The sequence below is a fragment of the Mucilaginibacter sp. PAMC 26640 genome (genome assembly GCA_001596135.1).
Taxonomy (GTDB): Bacteria; Bacteroidota; Bacteroidia; order Sphingobacteriales; family Sphingobacteriaceae; genus Mucilaginibacter.
Genome location: CP014773.1, coordinates 3211122 through 3235920, shown reverse-complemented (window position 1 = coordinate 3235920; position 24799 = coordinate 3211122). Strand labels below are relative to the sequence as shown.

Below are 24799 nucleotides of genomic sequence, written 5' to 3'. Positions count from 1 at the left end.
ATTAAAGTGTAAACAAAAATCAACTCAACACTTTCGGTTGTTGAAGATTAACTTTAAAGTCAAGTTTGGTAGATGACTGACTGTAGGAATATCAACCGTTCAGGGTCTATTTGTAACCTTCAAATCTTTAAAATATCCTTCTGTTCCTATATCAACCCACAAACCAATTGCGCCAGATTTTAAGTTGCCTTTCATGTTTTTTATGGTAAGGGCGGGTTCTTTTTTATCATTTATATAAAGCGTTGCCTGTTGATCTTTCACCTCTATCCTTAGTGTTATCCATTCGTTGAGGCCAATATCGGCACTTGTTTCAAAAGGCCCACCAGGTGTACTGTTTATCTTGTCCATTTTATAATCCGGATAGGAATAATACTGAACCGCCTGACTTCTTACAAATGCATTAGACGAGCGGCCAACTTTAGGCCGTAGATACATCGATTCAAATGCCGAATTGTCGTCGTTAATCCTAAAGGCAAGGCCGATAAAGCCCCAGGAGTCCGGATAGGGCGTGTTCTTTTGTATCCGGCTCAATACTTTTACCTCTATAGTTCCGTTTTCAAAATTTGAATTCTTCAATTTTGCGTACAAAGGCCCATTAACCGTAGCGCCTAAGTGTTTGATATCAAAAGGCAATGTCTTTAAATCCCTTTCAACCTTCAGTACTTCCTCGCCATTAAGTTTAATGACAGACCCGGTGACGTTCACCAATTCGAATGACTGATCTTTTAAAGTAAGTTTTTGCTTACAGGCAGCAATCGTGCATAAATTAATAAGCAGAATTATTTGATGGATTCTTTTCATAGATTTTTTATTAAAAATGTGCGTAGATGCTTTTAACAACCTGATCTTCTGAGCGGCCGTTGGTTGGGCGTATTATTAAATTGACTAATTAAACTTTAAGTGAGCATGACGATTTTGCCCCCAGCGGCATTACTATCCATTAACTGGTGTGCAGCTGCTATTTCAGAAAGATGAAATGTGCGCCCAATTGGAAGTTTGACGTTTTCCGCTTCAACATCATTAATAAACTGCTGGAAGCTTTGTGCATCAACTCGGATCTGTCCGCTGTCATAAACGGTCAGGCCGACGGTAGCGGGGATGTATTCCATTGGGGCGAATTCGTTAAATGACCATTGCTCTGCCAACATTCCCGTCATACACACAAGACCACCAGGAGCAGCGCAGCTGAGGGAGTCTTTAAGCGTCGAAGTACCTACCAATTCCAATACTTTATTTACACCCTCAGGAAAGAGGGCGTTTATTTGAGCGGTCAGATTACCATCATCGATCAAAACCTGCTCTGCGCCGTTTTTCAGCAGTGTTTGCTTTTTGTCCGGGTTCCGTGTAGTCGCGATTACCGTCAGGCCGCTGTTCTTAGCAAGTTGCGTTGCCAGCATACCTATAGAAGATGTACCGCCACGGAGCAGGATCGTTTCTCCCGGCTGAATCTTCAGGGACAAATGCAATGAACCATATACTGTTTGAAACATTTCGGGCATGGCACCCAATTGCTCCCAGGAAAGTTGGCTTTCAAAGGAAGTAAGCAGGAAATTAGGTAATAAGGCATACTCCGCATAGCTGCCGTTGAAATTTCTTCCCATACCACCCATAAAGGCGGCTACTTTTTGTCCCGGTTTAAACGCTCCGGAAGGATCATCAGCCACTTCGCCAACACATTCGATACCGAGCACCCGCGGAAAAACGACGTCAGGAGAGTAACCCTTCCGGGTCATCAGTTCCGACCTGTTGAGGCCAAAAGCTTTAACTTTAATCAATACCCAACCATCTTTCGGCCTTGGTATATGGATCTCCTCCAAAATAAAATTTTCGGGACCTCCCGGCTCATAAATCAATGCTGCTCTCATGTTATGCATGGCTTATCAGCGATTATTAATCCTGTACTTTGTTGAACAGGTACCGGTAGATCTTCCAATCTGCACCGTCTTTTCTTAACACGAAAAAGTCCCGGCTGTTCTTACTTGCTGCTTCTCCGCCGCGGCCGATGGTTGTAGTCCTGGCGGTGGCATCAATAAATGCAAATTCATTTTCGACGTTAATATTTTTGATGTCGTAGTTGATCTTAAAATTTCCGTCCTTCAAAAATTTGCCGCTTACCGCATCCAGCTCTTTTTTTGATAGCGTCTTGAAACCGTCAGGCATAAATAAGCCATCCGAAGCGTAAAAGGATGAAATTGACGCGATATTAGCTTTGTTCAATACTTCCGCATAGCCGTGTAATACTTGCTCTGCGGACAATTTTTCATTTCTAGTGCTCATATCAATCTTTTAAATTTAAATAGTGCTTAATTCAGTTATTGCCGCATAAAAGGAACTATATCTGCCCAAACTGCCGGAAAATTGACCAGGAATGCCGGATGTGGGGCATTGGGTATAATAGCCAACTGTACTTTCGGAAACATGTAGTATGCTGCGATTACTGTTTTCAGCACTGCATTCTGATCAAGCTCACCTGCCATCAGCAATACCGGGCAACGAACTTTACCAAACACTTCTTTACTGACATTGACTGTATTGTAATATTGATTGATCGACACCAGCCACTCATCAAATTTTTCCGGATGGGGACTTAAGGCAAGCTGCTGTTTCCAATACAAACTATCCAGTGAAAACGCATCTTTGCGGGTGATGTTAAATGACCGCGATCCCTTTAGCCATTCTCCTGCGCCGATGGTGATCAGTTTCTTTACCTTTTCGGGGTAAAGACCGGCAAAATAATAACCTGTATAACCACCATCACTGAACCCTAAAACTATCGCACTGTCTTTGGTCACGGTGCTTACAATAGCGTTTACGTCATTGGCCTTTTGCTCATAGGTAGGTTCTGTAGTTCCCATTTCTGATTTGCCATGGCCCCGGGTAGAGACCGCTATGACCTGATAGTTTTTGGAAAGACTATCAATGAATCTTCCCATTTCATAAGTAGACCCGAAAACTCCACCATGTAGAATAACAAAGGGCTTACCCTTGCCATACACTTCATAGTAAATCCGTGCGTTGCCGGTATTCAGGTAGTGGCCAGCCTTCGGATTGTTGCCATAAGGAATAGCATTAACAGGAGTCGGACCGGCCTGCATAAAGCCCCTCAGGTGCTTTAGATCCTGAGCATCAATACCCAACGAAAATATTAAAGATATAACTATCAGCAGAAAGCCTGATTTTGTATTTAATAACATGATTTTTTGATTTTATTCTTTGAGCTGTTTAACGAACACCTTTGATTTATCTATCTAAATCGGGATCCACAACCAGGGCATTAAATTCCGGGCTGATCTTTTTATAGACTGCGGTCGGCTCAACGGTAATATAGAATTCAAAGGTTGGTCCAACGATCAGTTCCAGCAAATGGCCACCATGGCAGATGCCGTCACTTGTAGCAACGCTGCCATGAGAATGGGCGAAAGGTTTACCGTTGTAAAGCGAAATATCGCCTACAAGGCCGGTTACTTCGGATGGTTCTGCGATGTCCGAGAGCTTAAACATTTTGCGATCCTTATCGTACCAGCCAAATTTAGCCGAACTCGCGTCACCGAATGCAGTATAATGCGCATTTTTCACCTGGTATTTTTGGGCAAATTCTGCGATACCTGAGGTTACTTCGTCACCCGTCGCCAGCACCAACAGGTAGGTTTTTGTTTTTCCGTTCGTACTTAACAGTTTAACTTTTGCACCGGGCGCCTTGCCGGGTTTTGCCGGATTGGTCAGTGACACGTATTCCTGCGCGTTCGCGGTAAAAGTTCCGCCTAAAATTAGAAGAGCTGCAAAAGCTGCTATTTTGATTTTACCTAAAGCTGTTATTGTTTTTGATCCTTTCATCGTCTCTGTTGTTAAACGATGCAAAGATGGGCAGAGCAACGGCTACAGGCCAATATCATATGTTAAGAAATAATCTTAAACAAGTTTAAGAATCAGGCCGGGCGCGCCAGTTTCTTCCGAACCTTGCTCAGGAATTCCGGCGTTATACCCAGGTACGAGGCAATGTGAACATTAGGTAAACGGTTGGCCAGAATTGGGTAACGGGCCATAAAGTTTGAATACCGGTTTTCGGCGGTAATACTAATATTCTGCATTACACGGTTTTGAAGATCGATGTATTTCTTTTCGACAATAATCCGAAAATTGCGGTCAAACTTATGGTAATGGGTGTATAGATATATTAAATCATCATGTTTGATTTGCAAAATGACGGATGGCTCAAGCGCCTCTACATAAGTATTGCTTGCCGTTTCTGAATAAAAACTGCACAGGTCAGTGATCCAATCATCCTCGATTGCAAATTGCAAGTTGTATTCTTTCCCCGTCTCATCGATCACGTATTGCCTGAAACATCCGGATACCACAAAGGTGAAATATTTGGCTACGTCGCCCTGCTGTAAAATATAACCACGTCGTTTGACGCTGCGTTCGGTAAACCGGGCTGTTACCTCTTTACGTTCAGCCATATTAAGCGGGAAGTATTGTTCAAAAAATTTGATTAATGAAGCAACCGGCAAATGTTGAGTATCCAAGTCAGTTGAGTTTACGGTTAAATTAGCGTATTAGATTTTAGTTTTAAATGATTTTGCGCCTGTTTCTGAAATTCGTCCGGCGTTTGGGCCGTTTGTTTCTTAAAAAAACGGCTGAAATAAGGCCGGTCAGAAAATCCAAGTTCATAGGCTATCTCTTTAATGGTGTGCTCACTATGGATGATCAGCCGCTTCGCCTCCAGTATGATCCGGTCATGAATGATCTGTGTACCTGTTTTGCCCAATTTGTCTTTGAGTATTTGATTCAGCCTCTTGGAACTGATGTCCAGTTTGCCGGCATAGAAGTCAATATTTCGAACCTGCAGATAATTCCCTTCCAGCAGCATCAGGAACTCGTACACCCTTTTCTGTTGAATGTCATGTGTGGTGAACTCCTCCTCTTTAACTTTGATCAGCTTTAACAGAAAAACTTTCAGCAACGTTTTCAAGATTATCAGGTCTTCAGATGACTTCTGGTATTCGCCGATCAATAGATTATAAACACCGCTAAGATCATCTGCCGCAGCCTTGTCCAAACGCAGACAGGAAAATTCGCCCTGCACATTAAATATCTTGAAAATATCCAGTAAAAATTCCTTGTCCTCTTCTTCCAGTATCTCTCTTTTAAAGGAGATCAATTCTCCGTTTTTACCGGCTTTGTTCAACTGGTGAACACGGTACGGCGGGATCAGGTAGATCCAGTCTCCTTTAACCTCAAAATCATTGGTTTTCAGGGCGTGCAGCGGATCTTCATTTTTTAACCATACGATCTCAAAGAAGTCCTTTCTTCCAGGATCATTTAAATAACTGGGCGGGCAATTATTCAAATTCCTGATGTAGATCATCGCACTTTCCAAGCGATTGTCCTTCGTATCATTTGTCATTACGTAAAGGTAGCTACTTCAGCATTAAGGTGGTGGATAATCATATAATAATGGTGGACTATTCGGAAATAATCTATTTGGGCCTCCCTTTATATGACTTTCGATTGATCCTATTTCCAGATAGTCCACCCAATGGTGCTGTTTGTATAACCGTTTCCGATGGCAGAGCAGATACTTTTGTCGAAGAATTAAACGCTTATAAATGGAGTTAACAGATCAACACAACAAAGAGACCGCCGCTTCCATACAAGCGAACCTGATACAGGTATTACAGGAGAACACTGCCCTGGCAGAGACGATCGACTATTGCAATTTCGGAAAACTGATCAGCAACATCAACGAGGCGTCTGCCATTTCCTGATCGCTTCCGGCCGTTCCGGCTTTGCTATGCGTTCGGTAGCGATGCGCTTAATGCACCTGGGACTTAAAGTTTTCTTTGTTGGCGAAACAACTACCCCGGCTATCCAAAAAGGAGATCTGTTATGGGCCGTGTCAGGATCTGGAACGACGGGCACGATTGTGAAAGCAGCCGAAAAGGCTAAACAGGTTGGTGCATGTGTTATCGCAATGACCACTGATGCATCCTCAACGCTGGCCGGAATTGCAGATGTACACATCCTGATTCCCGCAGCAGAAAAAGAAGACCACAACGGAGCCAAATCAACGCAATATGCCGGGAGCCTATTTGAACAGGCAGTTCTTTTAGTACGCGATGCGGTATTTATGGAGTTATGGAAACTTGAAGGAACACCTGCCGAAGAGCTTTGGAAACGTCACGCGAACATGGAGTAATCAATAAATTAATCATATCATTTTTAACATTAATAAATAATACAATGGCAAAATTACAAGTAGCAATAGACTTATTGACAACAGAGGAAGCATTAGCGCTTGCCGCAAAAGTTGCACCTTATGTAGACATTATCGAACTGGGTACCCCGCTGATTAAAAACATGGGATCCGCAGTTATTACCGCAATGAAAAAAGCGCATCCGGATGAATTAGTATTCGCTGATTTGAAAACGGCTGATGCCGGAGAGCTGGAAGCGGATATTGCATTTAAAGCAGGTGCTGATCGTCACTATCGTGACACGCCTAAACTGTGGTCAATTTAAAGTAATATGAAATACGATTTTTGGGTAGATGGGGAGGATCTTCTGTAGGAGGGCTGAATCCATTTAGAAAAATGATTGGTGCATTGCATGAAAACGCAAAGGTGGCCAATGTTGTCATTCCACATTTGTTACGCACCGACGAAAGTAGCTTGAATTTTCTTTTACCTAAATATACAAATATGCCGGTGATATAAACGACGCATGGCTTGGCTTTAGAACCACTTAACATTTATATCCTTCCTGAAAGCAATGTGATGACGTTGCAAAATGGCGTACTCCTGCTACGCGACCGAAGGCCGGAAGAAATTATTAATCATGCTATCGACATCTTTTTTACATCCTTAGCTCTAGATGCCAATGAAAGAGCAATTGGGATGATTTTATCCGGCGGGGGAAACGATGGATTATCAGGGTCAAAGAAGATAGGAGAAAGTAAGGGCTTTGACTTTATTAAATATCCATATACTGCCGAATAGACAAAGATGCCAATGGCCATTATAGAAAGCGACAAGCCAGCCACTATATTATATCCGAAAGAAATAAATTTAGAATTATTAAGCTTACAGCTTTGAACTGATCTATTCACAATTTATTAAATTAGCAGCCCAGCTGCATCTTCCGATAATTCCTTTTCCGTTAGCCGTCAAAGTATATAACGTACCTGACTTATGGAAAGTTAAATCCCTAATACTCGGGGTCGTTAATTCGTTCCAGATGAAGCGTATTTCTTTATTTTACCTTGCCTTGGATCACGCAAAGCCATATCACCGAAAATGCTTTAGGTTTCTGTCAATAGTTCATACTGAATAAAAATTCAGTATGCTGTACGCGACCAAATTTAGCTACATTCATCATATGCTCAATCAAATTATAAACCTGTTCTGGACAACCCTATGTTTTGCCGTATTGGGCATATATTGGAGCGGCTATCTTGCAGAACAAAGGAGTTTCCTTGTATTGGCTGTGTTCGTTGTTTTCAGCATTATGACCTATGCCATTCCAGCACGGTGGATTGACAAATTAGGTATGAGTAAGAACAAATCAACATACGAACGTATTGGAGTAAAATGGTTGCTGTACTTTGTACAAAACGGAATACTGGTTAATCATTTGCAAAAAAGGCTGCGAAGACACCCCGGCTTAATCCATAATCGTGAACAGGCAGAAAATTATTTAAAAACTATTCGTATGCAGGAACGGTTTCACTATTGCTGTTTTATATTATTTACGCTAACTACCTGTAGCGCATTGTTAACCGAAAAACTAGGCATGGCACTGTTGATCCTCCTATGCAACATTACCTTCAATGTATATCCAGTATTGCTTCAGCAATACAACAGAATTAGAATCAATCGGTTGTTAAGAGGCGAATAGGATAGCGCCTTCCACTAACGCACTAACTCGGCTTATATAGACTCGCTCAGGAAACCAGCGGATTGCTCGATAAAATTTTTTACCAGCGTTATGTTATCGCCTCGAACCGGGAATATCAGGACCTGCATACACTGGTGAGTCAACTTCCATTCCGTCGCCATGCTTGACCGCGATTTTCGTTACCTTGCATATTCAAAACTATGTGTAATCTATTTCAATAGGTGGTACTTTTTAATCGTCGTAAGCAATTTATAATGAGAACGTAATATGTTTTTGACGATATTAGATTCCATTATGAAAAAACTGGTATTTATCGTGGCCATGTCATTGATCCAATCTTTGACATATGCGCAATCTATTATCCCAAAGCACCAAGTGGACCATCTCAAAATTACTATTCTCAGTACCATGCTGGCTCAGGAAGGCGTTGGTGACTGGGGCTTTGGAGCATTAGTTGAGTGCGACAGTATGCGAATTTTGTTTGATTCGGGCGGACGTAAATATGTAGTTCGCGACAACTCCAAAGATCTAAATATAGACCTGACCCGTGTGTCAACGGTAGTTCTTAGCCACGGACATCCTGATCATACAGCAGGATGGTCTCTTTTAAGGCAGGAATTATCGCAAAGCAACAAGCATGCATTTGAAACGACGTATGTCGCCACTGATTTATTTGACCCGGTTGTCTTTCCATCGGGTGGAAGGTATGACTTAAAAGCGGACTCTTTGGCTTATACCGCTTCGGGCGGGGTTATAACGACTCTAAAAACCTGGAAAGAAATTGCGCCCGGCGTATTCCTTACTGGCAACGATATACCACGCATATTTCCGGAGAAAAATTATCCTGCCTCGCTCAAGCGATTGAACAAGCAAGGTAATGTTACCCGCGACACCATTCCCGAGGACATGTCTATGGTTATTGTTACAGCACAGGGTCTGGTGGTATTGACGGGTTGCGGTCATAGCGGTACGGTTAATCTGATCACCGCTGTTAAAAAGCATTTCCCTGGAAAAAAAGTTTATGCCGCTATTGGTGGTTTTCATTTGCTTGCCGCCAGCGATCAGGATATTGAGTGGACGGCAAAAGCATTGAAGGAAGCCGGCGTTCGTTATTTTATGGGGGCACATTGCACAGGAATTCAACCTGTTCAGCAGATCATGGGTTTCGCAGGCCTTAAACGGAACGAGTGTATCGTTGGATCTGTGGGTGCTACCTTTGACCCCGCAATTGGGTTCGTTGCTGGACAGTTAACAATGGGTAATGATAAAAATGCTTACTTTAAAAAGTAATTATGCTTTTTTAAATAAACTTTGTAAAACGCTGACTTTTAATGATATGAAAAACATCCTGATAGTTATTATTTTTGCTACTTCAGTTAATAACGGATACGCACAACAGCTTTTTTTCCCGACAAAAAACTATGCTGATAGCGCAGCATTTCAAAAACAACTGCCTGATTTTGCGCGACGGGTTATTAGCAGATATCTGGATTCAAATAAGTTAGTTTATTACGATAATTTATTCAGGCTACAGCTTATTGCGGGGGATTATGAACAGTCTACGATCTCACTAAAAACAATAATCACACTTTTAGGATCGCAATCAGGAGACACCCTGTCCACTAAGGCTGTGGGGTTTGCTTTTCAGGTATATTTAGCCGATAGATTAAAAAATGCTAACCATAATAATAGTATAGAATCCTATTCGTCAACTTTCGAAACTTTATATGACGCTTTGAGCGATGAGGCACAGGAAAAGGTTCCATCTTATTTCACCAATGACATTTCAGAAATTAAAAGCCGCTATCGGGGACTGATCAATACAGCAAGCAAAACAGATAGTATCTCTGTTACTGCTGCACTAATCCTTTGCAGAACATACTGCGCTCTAAAAGTAACCGGCGAAACCCAGCGTAAGGCTTTGAACTCTTTGGCCAAACTGGATAATGAAAAATATATTCATCAAGATAGCGTACTGGTAAAAATGCCGGACGGTGGAACCATCTCTTTAACCGTTTACCGCAACAGAAAGATCACGACGACGCAGCCTGTTGTGTTATTATATAATATTTATGCTGGGGACGAGGCAAATGATTGCAGATTGGCTGTTAAGAATGGCTATGTAGGCGTCGTCGCTAATACGCGAGGCAAGCGGCTGAGCCCAGATGCATTGGAGCCCTTTGAACATGATGCTAAAGATGCCTATGCTATTATCGAATGGATCAGCAAACAACCCTGGTGCAGCGGAAAGGTGGGCATGTATGGCGGTAGTTATCTCGGCTTTGCACAGTGGGCAGCTACAAAATATTTACATCCTGCTTTAAAAACCATCGTGCCGCAAGCTGCAGCAGCACCGGGAATTGATTTTCCGATAATGAACGGGATCTTTCCTACTTATGCATTGCGCTATCTGCATTATGTGATGGATAATAAGCTTACAGACTATTCCGGATTTGCCAATGATCAGAAATGGAACACTGTTGCGGGTAAATGGTATCAAAAAGGCACCAGTTTCCGGTCACTTGATACACTGGAAGGACGGCCAAATGCGATATTCCAACGATATCTTAATCATCCCTCATTTGATTCCTTTTGGCAAAATACAATCCCTCAAAAACAAGACTTTGAAAAACTAACAATACCGATACTGACCACTACCGGGTATTATGATGATGATCAAATTGGTGCCATGTATTATTATAACCAATATCATCAGTGGAATAAAAATCCAAACGATTATCTGTTAATTGGCCCGTTTGACCACGGCGGTTCTCAATATCAGCCATCGAAAAAATTGGGTGATTACGCGATTGACAGCGTTGCACAGATCTCTATAATCAATATTGTTTTTCAATGGTTCGACCATGTGCTGAAAGGCGAACACCTACCTGATATCTTAAAAGACCGGGTAAATTTTGAAGTAATGGGTGCCAACCAGTGGCGGCACGTGAAAAATCTGGCGCAAATGCACAACGATTCGCTAACGTTTTATTTAAGCAATACGCAACAAGGAAAGGCTTATCAACTGACGCCTGTAAAAACTATGAAATACGGTTTTATTAATCAGCAGATTGACCTTACTGAAAGAAAAGACCTGCGCTTCCGCGGGCAGGATATAATAGCTTTCACTCAACTAATAGATAGTACACTGAACCCTGAAAAAGAAAAATTGGTTTTTGTAAGTGAGCCGGTAAATGGGACATTCGCCATCAGCGGCTCTATCAGCGCTACTATTAAATTAAAGATCAACAAGAAAGATGTTGACCTGGTGCTTGACTTTTATGAACAAACGCCGGACGGTAAATATTTTGCGCTCAATGAATCGTTGCAAAGGGCGAGTTATGCTAAAGACAGAACAAACAGGCAATTGTTGCAGCGTGGAAAATTAGAAACCGTTATCATAAATCAAAATTTTATAACCAGCAAAAAACTTCAGAAAGGCAGCCGGATTGTAATCACGCTAGGAGTTAACAAAAGTCCTAACTGGCAGGTAAATTATGGCACCGGGAAAGATGTAAGTGATGAGACTATTTCAGATGGTAAAGTTCCCTTAAACTTAAAGTGGTATAACAATAGTTATATAACTATACCAATTTTGAAATAATGATTATCCATGCAGTATTTCATTAGCATTTAAGATTTATTTGGTTCAATTATTTGATATGTAATGGATCAACGTCCGCCAGACCTAAAAGTTCGACCGAGCGTTCTCAAGTAAATAAATTACTAGAAGCCAGAATGCCGTTTATAAGGTTAACTTCACAGTAAAATTATTGTGTTTTAATAAAAGCACTTGCTGTAATAAATTAAATGTTACAAGCTAAAAGTTGAAGGCGAAGTTGCATAGCGCTTAAACCCATAAGGCAAATCAGGCCATCAGGGATCAATCACCTCTGTACTTATTCTATTATACTTTTGAGAGCATCGCTAAGAACGCTGCTCTTGAATGAGTTTTCCATGTTTTTTATACTCAAACGAATAGATTATGCCGAAGCGGAATTTAATCATTAAAGACAACTCGGATATTTTAGGGATACTTAGCATAATCTATAAGGAAGACGGTTATTCAGTGTTTTTATCGGATTACGGAAGCGAAATGTCAGCTGTGAATGAAATTAAGCAACACCCGATATTACTTGATATCCTACTGAAAAATCCCGCTCAAAATGGAATAAGTATTTGCTCAACGCTAAAGTTTAAGCCAAACATCAAAAAGCTTCCCGTATTTTTTCTGTCTGGGGAGGCTAACTTACCGTTTTCAAGCAAAAAATTTTGTGCTGACGCTTATAACCATAAAACATTTGACAAAGCTTATCTGTCAACTAAAGTAATCGATTTAAACATCAAATAAATGAAAGATCCAGCAGACAAATCCCCCTTTACACCAATGAATTTGGGCCCTGAAAAATTAAGATCTTTTTTTATCACCTATTTGAATAAAATTTATTGTGCCAAAACTCATTTGCACGAACGCTTGTCGGAGATACAGGAACAATCGCACTTTTCTGACCTGAAGAATGCCATAGGTAAAACATTGGAAGATGTAGGCAGGCAGATCACGAGAATGGAGGAGATATATATTTTACTAGATGAAGAACCATCTACTGGCAATTGCAGCGGATTGATTGGTATGGTGGAAGATGCTTATGAAGCGATCCATGAGAAAAGCTCCGACCCGGAATTACGCGATCTCTCTATCTTATTTTATATGCAGAATATTGAAAGTGTTGAAATGGCATCCTTTCAGATCCTGCAAATCGCAGCTGTAAAATTTAAAAACAAGCAAATCAATCAGCTATTGTTAGAAAATTTCAATGAAGCCAAAGCTGACCGTACATTGTTGTTATTGATAACTACTAAATACATTACTAGTTAAATCTTCATCAATTAATTATAAGCTTATGATTGGCGTTCATCCCCAGTAAGGCCGGTAGCTACTGGTCAAGGCGAGATGTTGGCAACACCACAACAATTGCAAACATTGAAGCCACTATCATAAAGATGGATTCTACTATAAGCACAACTTATCAAAGCGGTTGGCAATGAACTGGTCATCAGACATGAGTATATAATGAAAAACTACGTAGATGTAGATGCAAATACTTTGAACAAGCTATAAAAGGCCTGTAAAGTGTAGGAGAATATGGTGCGGGGCAAGGTTCTAAAATACCGGGCATTACTATGTGTGGTAAACAGGCACTGCCCAAAACCCGCATGGTAAAACGATTCGCTATTCGTGGCATTTGCTTTTCTTGATAACCATAAAACTGCTATAGCGGTCTTCATTGAAAGCTCTAACGATGACGGCGCCTGAGTTGCACCCATATCAGGTTTATAGTTAAATCGTACTTGAGAGGAAGTATAAGTAAGCGACCATCAGGTATAGAGCCATCTTACTATATAAACAAATTTACTTCCCATTTATTTGTCAAAGCCGGAGGGGACTAAAGCGGCCGGTAATAACCCTATACAGAAATCGATGTTGTTTTGATATATTGATAATTCGTTCCTCGTTAATTCCTAAATTACACATTTCATCTCAACTTGGCTCAGACGTTCGAAGCAGCTTAGTCTACAGCCATTTTAAGTAGTCAGTTGATAGCACTTTTAAAAGTATCTTAATTGAGAATTCTGTCACTTATATTAATAACATTCAGCATCAAATAAGGTACATCCTGGTCATATATTATTGGCGTAATTTTAATATCCCACCAGTTAAGGGATATAATGTGCGGAACAGGCGAAAGGAGGTTATAATGAACTGGATCCAGTTTTAATGTTTCTTTTTTTTCGATGACTTTATTTAAAGCTTCACGAACTAAAGTTAACCCATGGCTGCCGGAGACTTTATGATCATAGGCATCCAAAATGACATTTCTTTAATATTGCGTTTTAGGGTGAAAGTAGCCAGCTCAAAAGCGGTATTGTAATTAAGAATTGTGAAAATTGGTGCGTTGGACTTAACAATTAAATGTTGAGGGGCCCCCGTTGAGTAGTGCAGAAACGAGCGGGTCATTAAGCAGTTGTTCGAATGATGTTATCTGGACACTATCAGAATTCGGCTTAACTAATTTTTTCACAATTTGTTCACTATTAATTGAGCTATCTTTAGTATGCACCTCACAAAAGACTTCCCAGTTATTGTGTCCGCAGAATAATGATAAGGCATCCAAGGTATATAACGAAGAAGGAAAATTACTGATCATGAAACCAAAAAGTCGTTTCAGCGTAATTTCATTTATACACTTCTGAGTTTGTTTCATCACTAAAAAAGAAATGGTTCGGCAGTCGGAGAGCGTTACGCTATCGATTTTGCAAACACTAAGCACCTCAGTTTTCAGTGCCTCAAAACAATGTAAATGGAATAGTTTGTTCATGACTAAACATTTGATGTTAGGTATAGGCTAAAAAAGAAAATTATCTTGTGGTCTACTATGTGAACGGGTGATCAGATTATAAGGGTTATCGGTTCTTATATAGAATATGAAAAAGCTCAATATGTTTCTATAAACTGTTTAAAAAAATATAGTGAACAGATCCATAGTGTAAGTAGCAGAAAAGGAAATTTAGACGGCACCCTATTATTGGTGAACAAATAAAATCCAATTATGAGAAGCTAGCAATGTTACACTTCCAAGGTTTGATTTTGTTTACAATTTCTATACGTGGAAGTCATTGGGAATTACTAAAAATACACTATAACGGTATCAAATAATTTGTGGCTAATATAACAAGGTCACAAGAGATAGTAATTGTTCAATGATGTAGCTGGCAACGTGTTGTCTACCTTGAATAATTAAAGTAAACTTAAACACTCCAATCCAACTTCCCTAATTCGGGGTCTAGACGACCTGTATAATGAGGGATTATCTAATCTTCTTGGATCAGAGTATTAAGGATTATTGTTGATACAACTTCTCATACAGGCTAATGATCTTTCTTCGCAGTTCCACTATTAGAAGATCTTGCTCTTCAAGTTGATTTCTAGCAATAGCTAAACTATCTTGTAAGCCACCCGTTGGTACATTGTCTTTAAAACTTAAAAGATAACTTAGGCTTACATCAAGGGCTGCCGCTATTTTGACTAAAACAGCAGAATTGGTACCTGTTTTACCTGTTTCAATATTTGACATCGCGTATACGGAAACGCCAATAATTTCTGCAAGCGTTGCCTGGTTCATCTTACGTTCAATGCGTAACACAGCAATCTGCTCACCTACAGCAATGTTGCCTTTTTTCTTAATACTAGTCATTTACAATTACTTTAAAGTAATGTAGCAATAATGTTGAACTTTTTATCATGATATCATTCGTAATCCTTATGCTGCCGGAGTCTGAGCATTTGGTAATGTTTCGAAATTCAAACATTGAATTCGGGTTTCATATCATTTAATATTACTGTCATCAAAGTAATTTATAGTGCTTACAGAGCCTTCCAAATATACCAGCATGCCTTCCAGCAGAACATTATAGGTAGAAAAGCCAATGTAGTTATACATTATAATATGATGAGTTTCGACATGCTGTAATTCATTTTTAAGTTTCTCTATTGTGGCTAGTTCAAAGGAAAGCTTGCATTGAATATTGTGACCTTCCTCAAATACCGGTTTACCTTTTATCTGACCGAAAAAATAACTTTATTAACTCCTGACATGTTTGAAATTGATTTAATTGGGTTAAAAGTGAATTGAGAAAGCTTAGTTAGTAGGGCGTTTGAAATGATCAGTTTAGGAGGAACAGAATGTAAGCTTCTAGGAGACTGATATATTTCTCCTTCCAGTCGTTGGAATCATTAATTAAAGGGTCGTCAAGAATATTCGTAGCTTGAGTATCTAAAGCTTCAAACGTAAAATCATACCGGGTGAAGTGTTCTGGAAATTCGATTGAAAAATCGTGTTTGATTGTCCGACCTACCCCGTGAATAAATATCCATTTTAAAATCCTTTGTTGAAACAAATTGTAAATTGTCCTTCTGTTTACATTCGCTGCTGCGGCTAGTTCAGTTATACTGAATCCATTTTTTCTTAAGACATATCCTAGAATATTTCCATCGTGTCTTTCCATATAATTCATGTCGTTAAGTTTATTTCATTTGCTGACGATTTCGAGTCAACGTACTATAAAGTGTGTCTATGTCAAATGGTTTAAGCAAATAATCGTCGAATTCTAACTGTAGGTACCGATTCTCGATATCAATATTGTAACCCCTCCTAAAAACCGGACTGCTTAAAGGACGAAAAGTCTTAACTTTAACCAGTCAAACGACGAAGAACTCGATTATTACCGAAGCACAGATTGTCAAGGCCATCAAAGAATATGAAGGTGGTCGTGAGCTAACCGATGTATGCCGTGAACTTGGCGTGCACAAATCCACCTTTTATAACTGGCGTAAAAAGTATGCCGGTATGGACAGGCAGGAGTTGAAGCGGCTGAAAGAGCTGGAGGATGAGAACCGCAAACTGAAGCATATGTATGCGGAGCTTGCCTTAGATCATATCATTTTAAAAGAGGTACTCTCAAAAATGTTCTAAAGCCCTGCCAGCGCAAAGACATGATTACTTACCTGATGGAAGACCGTCAGGTAAGTATTAGCAGGGCTTGTCGGGTGGTAAAGCTGCCCAAATCCATGTATTATTATAAGAACGTCAGAGACGATTCAGAAACGATCGATAAACTGCTTGAGCTATCGGAACGGCATCCTACTGAAGGGCAGGATCTCTATTAAAGTAGAATCCGCCAGCAGGGCCTCATGTGGAACTACAAAGGTGTAAGACGTGTTTACCTGTTGTTGGGCATGAATCGCCGCAGAAAGGTCCGCAGACGTGTGCCTGCACGTGTTAAAGTGCCGTTGGTGGTGCCAGAGCGTGCAAGAGAAACATGGTCTATGGATTTTATGAGTGATGTATTAACCAGTAAAAGGAAGTTCAGGACGCTGAATATCATAGATGATTATAACCGGGAAGCCATTACGGTGGAGGCAGCGCATACCATGCCGGCCATCAGGGTAACACAGATCCTGGAGCGAACAAGCCATGAGCAGGGCAAGCCAAACTGTATTAGGGTAGATAATGGGCCGGAGTTTAACAGTAAGGAGTTTAAGGATTGGTGTGCGATCAAAGGTATTATAGTGCAATTCACCCAGCCTGGCAAGCCCATGCAAAACGGTTACATTGAGCGGTTCAATAGAACCTTCCGGGAGAATATACTTGACGCATACCTTTTTGAAGATATTTATCAGGTACAAGTCTTAGCCGATGAATGGATGGAAAATTACAATTACAACAGGCCGCACGAAGCATTGGGAGGTATAACGCCAGACCTGTACAAGCGGCTAAACTGTGGGGATACTGAAAACTCTATCGAGTTTCCAACATCCCCACAGTTACAACAACAATAATTATATTTTTAAATTAAATAAGTCTATAAAACACCAGTCCGAACTAAGGAAGGGTTACAAGTGTTAAACCGGAAACAGTGCCGATTCGGAGCATCTGTGAAACTTGACCATGCAGTTCCGTGGCTTTAGGCACCCCAGTTTGAATAGTCTGTTCGTCCTAGTTATTTCTTTCAGTCAACCAAATAGCATGGTCAAATTTTAGGAATCGAATGATTGCATTTTCGGAATTAGGCGATTAATGGCTTCGGAATTTCTTACGTAGTTACAATTTTCAGTCAAGTAACCTTAAACCTTATCATGTGACGGTAATTAAATTTCTAAAGTAAATTTTTTTATACTTTAAACCTGGTAACGTACCGGTCCAGTTTGCGGGGGTTGTAAAGGTGGATGCTTGCGCTGGGAATGATCCTACTTGCAGTAAAGGCGGCTTCAAGTTGGGCTTCGTACTGCGTAAACGAATTTCCTTTGTCGTCTATATTTAATGTTAGTACGTTGGTATTCATATTGTATTCACTGCTGAATATGAGGGCGCGCAAATCGGGGGGCAGGCCCCATTTAAAAAGGGTTTTCGCATGCAACAGTTTTTCGGCGATGGCCGGGGCATAGGGCGCGGTATTGTTATCGTTGCAAATCCACACCCCATCGTGCAAGCTAACATCGTGTGATTTTTGATCAAAATGCACCCGAAAATCGGTGCTATCGTAAACATCGCACCAGCATTCTCTGTCCTCCTGTGCAATCGCTACTGTAAACCACACTCTTAGCTTCATTGTGCTAATATAGGACCTAAGAAGTTGTATTAGTTCAAAAATTGTAAAAAAGCTAACTCATGCTTATTTACTTACTTAATTAGACTTTGGCACTGGTAAAGTTATTCGAAAAGTCCTTTCAAATAAGCTTAATCATCCGTGAGAGCGACCATCATGGTTTGATATTTAGCCATCTCCGCCCGAATGATTACAAGTTCGGCTACCAGGCGCGCAAGCTCAATCTTAACGCTTTCAATTTCTTCGATTACAGGCCGCTCATCGGACTGCAACATTTCAACTTTAGGTACCATATTCATTCGTTCGATCATTGAAATTTTTTTAATAGATATCGGGATATTTATAAGCCGGTGAGCGTCACTAAATAAATAACTTCTTTCCACCCTACTCCCACTTAAAGCCGCAATCCATGCAGGCTTTCTCTATAAAATTGGTCTCCTTGTAATCGATCAGGCTTAATACAAGAAAGACTGACGATACAATTATTGCAAAGACTATTAATGCATCATAATTACGTTCAATATTAAATATTTCAATCAGTAAGAAAACGACTGTAGCGATTCCTGCCATTATGGGCAAGCTAAGCTTGAATACCTTATCCTCTCGCAAAATGTGATACTTACCACACTCTGGACATTTAGTTAGTTTTCTCATACTGCAATATCTGCCAATGATGTAAATAATTCACCAGATGAAGCAATATAGTTACACAATTAAGCGAAAAATGAAATCATGAAAGACAACGGATTAAAAAAGGATGATGCAGCGGCGTGATTTGGCGGCAGTTCAGCTCTCGTGGCATTTATATACCTATTATAACCCAGGGGGGGATTTGAATTTATTTAAAATATAATGTTCCCGAGTATGAGATGACAGAAATGAATTATACACGACAATTACACCCTGATAGGGCTGATAAAATAATGAATGCCGTTGTTAATAAGTACAATTGCATCTATAGTTAATTCAGAAACCATATAGGACTCCCCGTTAAATACAGTTGTGACACTTTCTCCGTTCTGTTTGAAGTGAGATTAAACCGGCGACTTGTAAGGTGATCGTATTGGTCAAGTTCTGTTAATTGGTAAAGTTGGTTTATATCTTTTGCCATAAGTTCAAACCCTATTAAATCTCCTTGACTATAATAGTTTTTGTTGTCAATACTAACGTTTATTTTACCACTTAGATAAAGGCTTAAATTTAGTTGTGATATTCTCATCCAACTAAAATAAGCTATGCTTTTTGTATGCCCAAATATTTTTATACAGGTAAATCAAATTGAGAAAACTGCCTACTAAAAATATTATTGCATTTTAACCGGGTTGCAAAATACGTTGCATCATACACCATGCTGTTTTTTGAGTTAAACTAATGTCTCTACCTACCTATATTGATGATATGCATTGACGGCGCGTCGTAAGGATGAAGATAGCCATAATCCATTTAGACAATGGTACATTGCTCTTTTCAAAGATAGTGCCTTTAATGACGCTAAAATGCCTCCTGCAAGCGGCACATTTATAGCGTAAATACTTACTTTTCAACTCATACACATGCTCGTGGTAGCAGAACGGGCAAATGGTTTTACCTGCTCATCTTAATTGATTAGAAATTCAATACAAATTTCTTTTTTTGAAAATGTATCGCAACATCTTTTTAGTGCGGAATGGTAATTATTGCTAATTGCATTGCAGTAAGTATAATCTGTATAATAAATTACTCTACTTATTAGTTTAAATTGTGCTAAAACTTGTGCTTCGTTCATCTCATTGACTTCTTGTGCAATAATATCCAATCAATTTACATCCTATCAATAGCAAAATATTCTTGTTATTATTCAATACAAGGTACAATATCACCCTTATTTTTTGGGTGTAATTAGTTTATAACTGCCGTTCCTGTGCCTGCACGATCTCGATATCTGTTTTCTCAGTTTGGCTGCTGCTGTGGGCCCATCCGGAGTTAATTTGGTTAAAAACAATGGATTTCGAAACATACTGGAGAGTGATTGCGTAAAATGGAACGGCGGTATCATAGCAATCAAAATAGCAGCCACCAAGAATTTTTACTGTTAAGGTTAGCACAAGTAGATTTTGCCTGATTATTCGATCCTTAACGCAGATCCATATGAATAATTTTCACTGGTACTATATTTTAGTATTCCTGTTATCTGTTCTTTTCACTTGGTTGTGCATTCCTTCAATTTTGCATGTGGCCCGCGCCCGCCATTTGTATGATGATGTCGGCCACTTCCGTAAACAACACGACCACGGTATTCCCCGCCTGGGAGGAGTGGCCATATTTGCCAGCTTTAATATTACGCTGCTACTTTTAAGCATGGTGGACAATAGCCTTCCGCTTACTCACCTATTGACTGCCAGCATTGTCCTTTTCGCCGTGGGCCTGAAAGATGACCTTTCCGGGGTTAATTCAAGCACGAAATTCCTGATCCAGTTTTTTGTCGCTGCCATCCTTGTTCTTCCCGGCAATATCCGGCTAACCAGTCTATACGGCATATTTGGTATCTACGAGATCAGTTATTTCCTTAGTGTTATACTTTCCCTTTTATTTATTGTATTGATCGTCAATGCCTTTAATCTCATCGATGGTATTGACGGTCTTGCTGCCGTCACCTGCGTTGTCGTGAACGGCAGTTTCACCATATTGTTTATTTATATCGGACAGTTACAGCTGGCCGCGATAGCTTTAAGCATTACGGGAGCCGTCGTCGGATTTTTGCGTTTTAATCTAACGCCTGCGAAGATATTTATGGGCGACACCGGTTCTTTGCTGCTTGGCCTAATTTCAGCCTTTCTGACCATAAAATTCTTAGAGATCAATAAATCTTCGTCAACCAATGCACCTTTAAACTTTCCCGCGCCGGCGCTGACGTTGGCTATTCTGATCGGACCGGTATTTGATACCCTTAGAGTCTTTACCCTGAGAATTCTCAGAGGTATTTCGCCTTTCACTGCTGATAGGAATCACATACACCACCTAGTATTACGATTGGGTCTCAGCCATTCGCAGACAACCTTTCTACTGGCCGCTATCAATATTTTATGTATTGTTATGGTCATTGTTTTTAATGAATTGAGCAATCTGATTTTGATCACGATGATTTTAGGTACTTCACTTTTATTTGCCTTGATAATCACTTACCTTGTCCGGTCCAGAAGCCGGGAAAGCTACCATCTACGAAATCTATTTGCGTGATATTACTATATATCTTAGGCATTAGGGTATTCGGCCAAGGTTCAGCCGTGCTAGAACACCTCATATCAAATTGTTCCTAAAGGTACGCGAGGCTAATGCGGCTAACAGGCACTTTCCCATCACAGGCAAAATTACTGCTCTAGAATCATTGATCAGGCTGTTACGATACATGCCGGAGGAGTTGATTACGCAATTAACGTTTAGCCCACAAATTGCAAATGAACTAGTTAAACCTTATCTTAATATTGATCATAAATTGTTCGCTAGGTATGCCTATCAATGAGTGAGGTAATTCATAATCTAGTGAGACTACCTTTAATGGCATTTTACCAAATATTTTCACATAACTAGGACAACGTCCACATAATTTGAACAATAATTAACATTGGAATCAAACCATCAGTTTTGCCGTTAAATTTGATTGTAATTAAACTCTTCATGAAAAACAAAGTAGTTAAAACTGTAATTTTAAGCTTATTAACGTGTGGGCTGTTTATAACTCAAAGCTGTAGAAAAGATGTTCAGCTTTCTGGCACCTTAGAAAAAGCAAATGATAAATCCAATACTTTAGCAACAAGCGGATTAACGGCGTACAATGTGGTAAGTACGATTGCTGGTGTACCTAACAATCCAGGTTACACTGATGGCTCTGCAAAGACCGCTCGTTTCAAACTTCCCCTGGGTATACAATTGGCTAAAGATGGATCTATCTATATCGCTGACAATGGTAACAGTGCTATTCGAAAACTCAGTGTTGATGGCAACGTTTCAACGCTTGTATTAAAAACACCTCAATATTATGACCTGCAAAACCCTACCTCTGTAGGAGTTGATGACGCTGGAAATGTCCATGTTCTCAGTTATCTTGTTGATCAGGCAGGACTGACTTACACTTTTGACAAGAAAGGAAATTTTGTGGCCGGCTACGAAAGTACCTATACAGCCCATGGTGCATTGGCAAAGGACCCATATGAAGATTTTTTCTGGTTTTCTAGAGGTGACAACATCTTAAAACACATAGTTAATCCAGACGGCTCTACAGGACGGGATGATATAACTTATAATAAAGACTTGTTAACCGAAGAAGAGCAAGGTCGAGGGCAAAGTTTTAGAGGATTATTCGTTGGCAGAAACCGGGTTATATACTTTGCTATTGGACCGCGCCTTTTTAAGTATACGCCATCAGGTGTAACATCACTTCTTTATTCAAATTTAATTTCCGGTTTCATTACCAGTATAGTTTTAAATGCAGATAGTCGTACGATGTACCTGGCAGCTAGTGGAAAAATTCTGAAGATTGAGAATGACAAATTATCAGTCCTTGCTGGCCCTAACAGTACTACGCCTGATGGCCGTGATGGTGTAGGCGCGAAAGCAGATGTACATGCTTATAGCCTGGCTTTGGGAGACCATGAAAACAGTATTTATTTTTCCGACAACGCAACGAACACTATCCGCAAGTTGATGCTTAAATAGCATAATTCTTGACCATATCACTATGAATCGAATTATTGATGGATGGGTGTAGGTATGTTGTGTCTTCGTAAACCTTAATCCCATTTTGAATTTTTTATGAAAACGATAATTGTTTAGGACTATGATGAGGAGCATTTATATTTTTACCGTTGTATTAGAACAAACTGATTACAAAGTTTAGTCATTTTAAGATCGTGATAAAATTTTCTTTAGCATGATTTCTATTCAAAGACTTGAGCTAATAATACTGGATTTTAATTTATATGGACTGCATTGCATACCTGCCTCAAACAACTTAAAACCTCATACATCGACAACCGTGTCATTGCTCTTATAGCTAATTATGACATTGAGGATCGGTGCCTTCAGCAAGGGTTCGACGATTATTTGACAAAACCGTTCGAACTTGATACACTTTACAGGATGATACTCGGAAGTTCCGGGAAATTAACATTTAACTGCACAATTACATGGAAAAACACGATGGACATATTTTAGAGTATGTCGTTCGAAAGAACGGTATCAGCATAACTGATTTAGCGAAAGAGATGGATGTACATAGGAGAACAATTTATAATTTATTTCAACAAAAAGACTTAAAAAAATCGTTAATCCTTGTTGTTGGTCAAACAATAAAATATGATTTTTCTATTGAATTTCCCGAATACTTCACTCCGGATGATTTTGCACCTGATAGTTTTAACAAGAAACTTACTAATATAAATTCCAGTACCTCAAATGATGATTCAGATAAGTGGAAGGATAAATATATTAGGCTATTGGAAGCTTACAATGAATTGCTTTTAAACTAACTATTCAAATTGTATTAAAGAGATCTTTGTAGTTTTATTTCTATTCACTTATATCCAAATCAAAGTATGCCGGGAGTTAATAGAATAATTCTTATCGGTCAGGTAATTAGTAAACCTCGATATGAGGAAGCGACAAATCGCTCATTAACGGTCTTGTTCGATCTTGTCACAAAAAAGAAAATTAGAAATGGGTCAGAGCATATGAATGCCATCACATATTAATGCATAGTCATCGTGCCTCGTCCGCATTCGCATCTGTTTCTGAAGGCATGATGGTGTATTTAGAAGGTGATATCAGTACAATTTCGAATTACGATGATAATAACGTTAGACATTATAAGATCAGTGTTCATTGTTGACTTTTTCAATTTTTATAACAATTATACCGTTCCATTGAGATCATCCGATGGACAAAATTTGTGTAAAAATTCCTCACAGTGCGCAAGTATGGGGTTATACTCATTCGTAAGAATGTTTAATTTTTTCCTTATCAATACTTTTTATTTAGCGATTATAAACTTAATTAATCTAAAAGTAATATCCTGTATACTTTACATCTATTGGTTGTTAAATTAACTTCTGGCAACACTATTGAGTATCTGATCACTCAATAGATAACAATGGAAAATCACAACGGTCAAATAGTTGAGTATGTAGTTAGAAGAAATGGCTATAGTATAACCGATCTGGCTACCGAATTGAAAGTGAACAGACGATCGATCTACAATTATTTTCAAAACCGAAATCTTAAGCATGACGTTATCTATAAAATTGGACTAATCATTAGACACGATTTTGCTAAGGAATTTCCTGATTTATTCAATAGGAACAGTTTGACATTAGAAACCGTCAAACCCAAAGTCTTACAATTGTTGTTAACATGGGTGCTAACGCTGAACAACGGAAAGATAAATACATCCAATTACTTGAAGATTATAACGAGGCCTTAAAAATTCGAATTTTGAATAAAACCGATGAAGTAGAACTTGTTGCCTCTTAACAAATTATTTGCTGAATAAACTAAATCGAATAGATTGTGTTTAAATTGCAGCTAGAGAGCAGGGGTGTCCTTTAGTCAATAGTAAAAACTCTTCGGATACATTGCGAAGGGTTTTTTTGCTTTAGAGATAACTATAGCCGTTTTAGTGACGTATAAAAATTACAGCTATTGATCAAAACACCTTTTTCAGCCCCGGTTTTGAAGCCGGGGTTCTGTTTTGTTAGATTGATAGAAG

Annotated in this window: 26 protein-coding genes and 3 pseudogenes; 14 read left to right on the top strand and 15 right to left on the bottom strand. The window is 39.5% G+C overall.

Features of this window, described 5'->3' with window-relative positions:
* Nucleotides 1-99 precede the first annotated feature (99 nt).
* The 7 genes from A0256_14055 to A0256_14025 form a co-directional block, all read right to left on the bottom strand.
* Complete coding sequence (locus A0256_14055; GenBank protein ID AMR32466.1) at nucleotides 100-801, bottom strand: hypothetical protein; 702 nt, start codon at nucleotides 799-801, stop codon at nucleotides 100-102.
* A 95-nt stretch (nucleotides 802-896) separates the two neighbouring features.
* On the bottom strand, nucleotides 897-1865 hold the full coding sequence (locus tag A0256_14050) for an NADPH:quinone reductase (GenBank protein AMR32465.1): 969 nt from the start codon (nucleotides 1863-1865) through the stop codon (nucleotides 897-899).
* Between the two features lie 25 nt (nucleotides 1866-1890).
* Entirely contained in the window at nucleotides 1891-2277 is a 387-nt protein-coding gene (locus A0256_14045; GenBank protein ID AMR32464.1) for a hypothetical protein, read from the bottom strand.
* Nucleotides 2278-2312: 35 nt separating this feature from the next.
* Entirely contained in the window at nucleotides 2313-3194 is an 882-nt protein-coding gene (locus tag A0256_14040) for an alpha/beta hydrolase (GenBank protein ID AMR32463.1), read from the bottom strand.
* A 46-nt stretch (nucleotides 3195-3240) separates the two neighbouring features.
* Nucleotides 3241-3834, bottom strand: coding sequence for a hypothetical protein (locus tag A0256_14035; GenBank protein ID AMR32462.1), 594 nt, complete (start codon nucleotides 3832-3834; stop codon nucleotides 3241-3243).
* A 92-nt stretch (nucleotides 3835-3926) separates the two neighbouring features.
* Nucleotides 3927-4460 carry a cyclic nucleotide-binding protein gene (locus A0256_14030; protein ID AMR34551.1) on the bottom strand — a complete coding sequence of 178 codons (534 nt, stop codon included), beginning with the start codon at nucleotides 4458-4460 and terminating at the stop codon, nucleotides 3927-3929.
* Nucleotides 4461-4543: 83 nt separating this feature from the next.
* Nucleotides 4544-5407: an AraC family transcriptional regulator gene (locus tag A0256_14025; GenBank protein ID AMR32461.1), complete on the bottom strand. Its 864-nt coding sequence runs from the start codon at nucleotides 5405-5407 to the stop codon at nucleotides 4544-4546.
* Nucleotides 5408-5651: 244 nt separating this feature from the next.
* On the opposite strand from A0256_14025, the pseudogene A0256_14020 reads away from it, so the two are divergent.
* The 8 genes and pseudogenes from A0256_14020 to A0256_13985 all read left to right on the top strand — a co-directional run bounded on the left by A0256_14020 (nucleotide 5652) and on the right by A0256_13985 (nucleotide 12772).
* A pseudogene (locus A0256_14020) lies at nucleotides 5652-6199 on the top strand (6-phospho 3-hexuloisomerase).
* Nucleotides 6200-6243: 44 nt separating this feature from the next.
* Nucleotides 6244-6483: pseudogene (locus A0256_14015) on the top strand (3-hexulose-6-phosphate synthase).
* Nucleotides 6484-6776: 293 nt separating this feature from the next.
* On the top strand, nucleotides 6777-6998 hold the full coding sequence (locus tag A0256_14010) for a hypothetical protein (GenBank protein ID AMR32460.1): 222 nt from the start codon (nucleotides 6777-6779) through the stop codon (nucleotides 6996-6998).
* Between the two features lie 379 nt (nucleotides 6999-7377).
* Nucleotides 7378-7896 (top strand): hypothetical protein, encoded by a 519-nt coding sequence (locus tag A0256_14005; protein AMR32459.1) that lies wholly within the window; start codon nucleotides 7378-7380, stop codon nucleotides 7894-7896.
* A gap of 294 nt (nucleotides 7897-8190) precedes the next feature.
* On the top strand, nucleotides 8191-9186 hold the full coding sequence (locus tag A0256_14000; protein ID AMR32458.1) for a hypothetical protein: 996 nt from the start codon (nucleotides 8191-8193) through the stop codon (nucleotides 9184-9186).
* Nucleotides 9158-11500, top strand: coding sequence for a hypothetical protein (locus A0256_13995; GenBank protein AMR32457.1), 2343 nt, complete (start codon nucleotides 9158-9160; stop codon nucleotides 11498-11500). The genes A0256_14000 and A0256_13995 overlap by 29 nt, the downstream gene beginning before the upstream one ends.
* A 381-nt stretch (nucleotides 11501-11881) precedes the next feature.
* Nucleotides 11882-12247 (top strand): hypothetical protein, encoded by a 366-nt coding sequence (locus A0256_13990; protein AMR32456.1) that lies wholly within the window; start codon nucleotides 11882-11884, stop codon nucleotides 12245-12247.
* The gene (locus A0256_13985; protein AMR32455.1) at nucleotides 12248-12772 is read left to right on the top strand and encodes a hypothetical protein; all 525 of its coding nucleotides are present in this window, start codon (nucleotides 12248-12250) and stop codon (nucleotides 12770-12772) included.
* Between the two features lie 203 nt (nucleotides 12773-12975).
* On the opposite strand, the gene A0256_13980 is transcribed toward A0256_13985, so the two are convergent.
* The 4 genes from A0256_13980 to A0256_13965 form a co-directional block, all read right to left on the bottom strand.
* Nucleotides 12976-13221 carry a hypothetical protein gene (locus A0256_13980; protein AMR32454.1) on the bottom strand — a complete coding sequence of 82 codons (246 nt, stop codon included), beginning with the start codon at nucleotides 13219-13221 and terminating at the stop codon, nucleotides 12976-12978.
* Between the two features lie 635 nt (nucleotides 13222-13856).
* Complete coding sequence (locus A0256_13975; GenBank protein ID AMR32453.1) at nucleotides 13857-14273, bottom strand: hypothetical protein; 417 nt, start codon at nucleotides 14271-14273, stop codon at nucleotides 13857-13859.
* 522 nt (nucleotides 14274-14795) lie between these two features.
* On the bottom strand, nucleotides 14796-15149 hold the full coding sequence (locus A0256_13970; protein ID AMR32452.1) for a hypothetical protein: 354 nt from the start codon (nucleotides 15147-15149) through the stop codon (nucleotides 14796-14798).
* A 469-nt stretch (nucleotides 15150-15618) separates the two neighbouring features.
* A complete protein-coding gene (locus A0256_13965; GenBank protein AMR32451.1) occupies nucleotides 15619-15969 on the bottom strand; it encodes a hypothetical protein in 351 nt (116 codons plus the stop codon).
* A gap of 149 nt (nucleotides 15970-16118) precedes the next feature.
* On the opposite strand from A0256_13965, the gene A0256_13960 reads away from it, so the two are divergent.
* Both A0256_13960 and A0256_13955 read left to right on the top strand, forming a co-directional pair.
* Nucleotides 16119-16427: a transposase gene (locus A0256_13960; GenBank protein AMR32450.1), complete on the top strand. Its 309-nt coding sequence runs from the start codon at nucleotides 16119-16121 to the stop codon at nucleotides 16425-16427.
* 95 nt (nucleotides 16428-16522) lie between these two features.
* Nucleotides 16523-17293 (top strand): annotated as a pseudogene (locus A0256_13955) (transposase).
* 332 nt (nucleotides 17294-17625) lie between these two features.
* Here the strand turns inward: A0256_13955 and A0256_13950 are convergent.
* The 4 genes from A0256_13950 to A0256_13935 form a co-directional block, all read right to left on the bottom strand.
* The gene (locus A0256_13950) at nucleotides 17626-18063 is read right to left on the bottom strand and encodes a hypothetical protein (GenBank protein AMR32449.1); all 438 of its coding nucleotides are present in this window, start codon (nucleotides 18061-18063) and stop codon (nucleotides 17626-17628) included.
* Nucleotides 18064-18191: 128 nt separating this feature from the next.
* Nucleotides 18192-18443, bottom strand: a complete 252-nt coding sequence (locus A0256_13945; protein AMR32448.1) for a hypothetical protein — start codon at nucleotides 18441-18443, stop codon at nucleotides 18192-18194.
* Nucleotide 18444: 1 nt separating this feature from the next.
* Nucleotides 18445-18714 carry a hypothetical protein gene (locus A0256_13940; GenBank protein ID AMR32447.1) on the bottom strand — a complete coding sequence of 90 codons (270 nt, stop codon included), beginning with the start codon at nucleotides 18712-18714 and terminating at the stop codon, nucleotides 18445-18447.
* A gap of 307 nt (nucleotides 18715-19021) precedes the next feature.
* A complete protein-coding gene (locus tag A0256_13935) occupies nucleotides 19022-19279 on the bottom strand; it encodes a hypothetical protein (protein ID AMR32446.1) in 258 nt (85 codons plus the stop codon).
* A gap of 908 nt (nucleotides 19280-20187) precedes the next feature.
* Here A0256_13935 and A0256_13930 point away from each other — a divergent pair.
* From A0256_13930 to A0256_13915, 4 genes are all read left to right on the top strand, one after another.
* Nucleotides 20188-21276: an undecaprenyl-phosphate alpha-N-acetylglucosaminyl 1-phosphate transferase gene (locus A0256_13930; GenBank protein ID AMR32445.1), complete on the top strand. Its 1089-nt coding sequence runs from the start codon at nucleotides 20188-20190 to the stop codon at nucleotides 21274-21276.
* Between the two features lie 438 nt (nucleotides 21277-21714).
* Nucleotides 21715-22752, top strand: a complete 1038-nt coding sequence (locus A0256_13925; GenBank protein ID AMR32444.1) for a hypothetical protein — start codon at nucleotides 21715-21717, stop codon at nucleotides 22750-22752.
* Between the two features lie 470 nt (nucleotides 22753-23222).
* On the top strand, nucleotides 23223-23564 hold the full coding sequence (locus A0256_13920) for a hypothetical protein (protein ID AMR32443.1): 342 nt from the start codon (nucleotides 23223-23225) through the stop codon (nucleotides 23562-23564).
* 620 nt (nucleotides 23565-24184) lie between these two features.
* Nucleotides 24185-24514: a hypothetical protein gene (locus tag A0256_13915; protein AMR32442.1), complete on the top strand. Its 330-nt coding sequence runs from the start codon at nucleotides 24185-24187 to the stop codon at nucleotides 24512-24514.
* The last annotated feature ends 285 nt before the right edge of the window (nucleotides 24515-24799 follow it).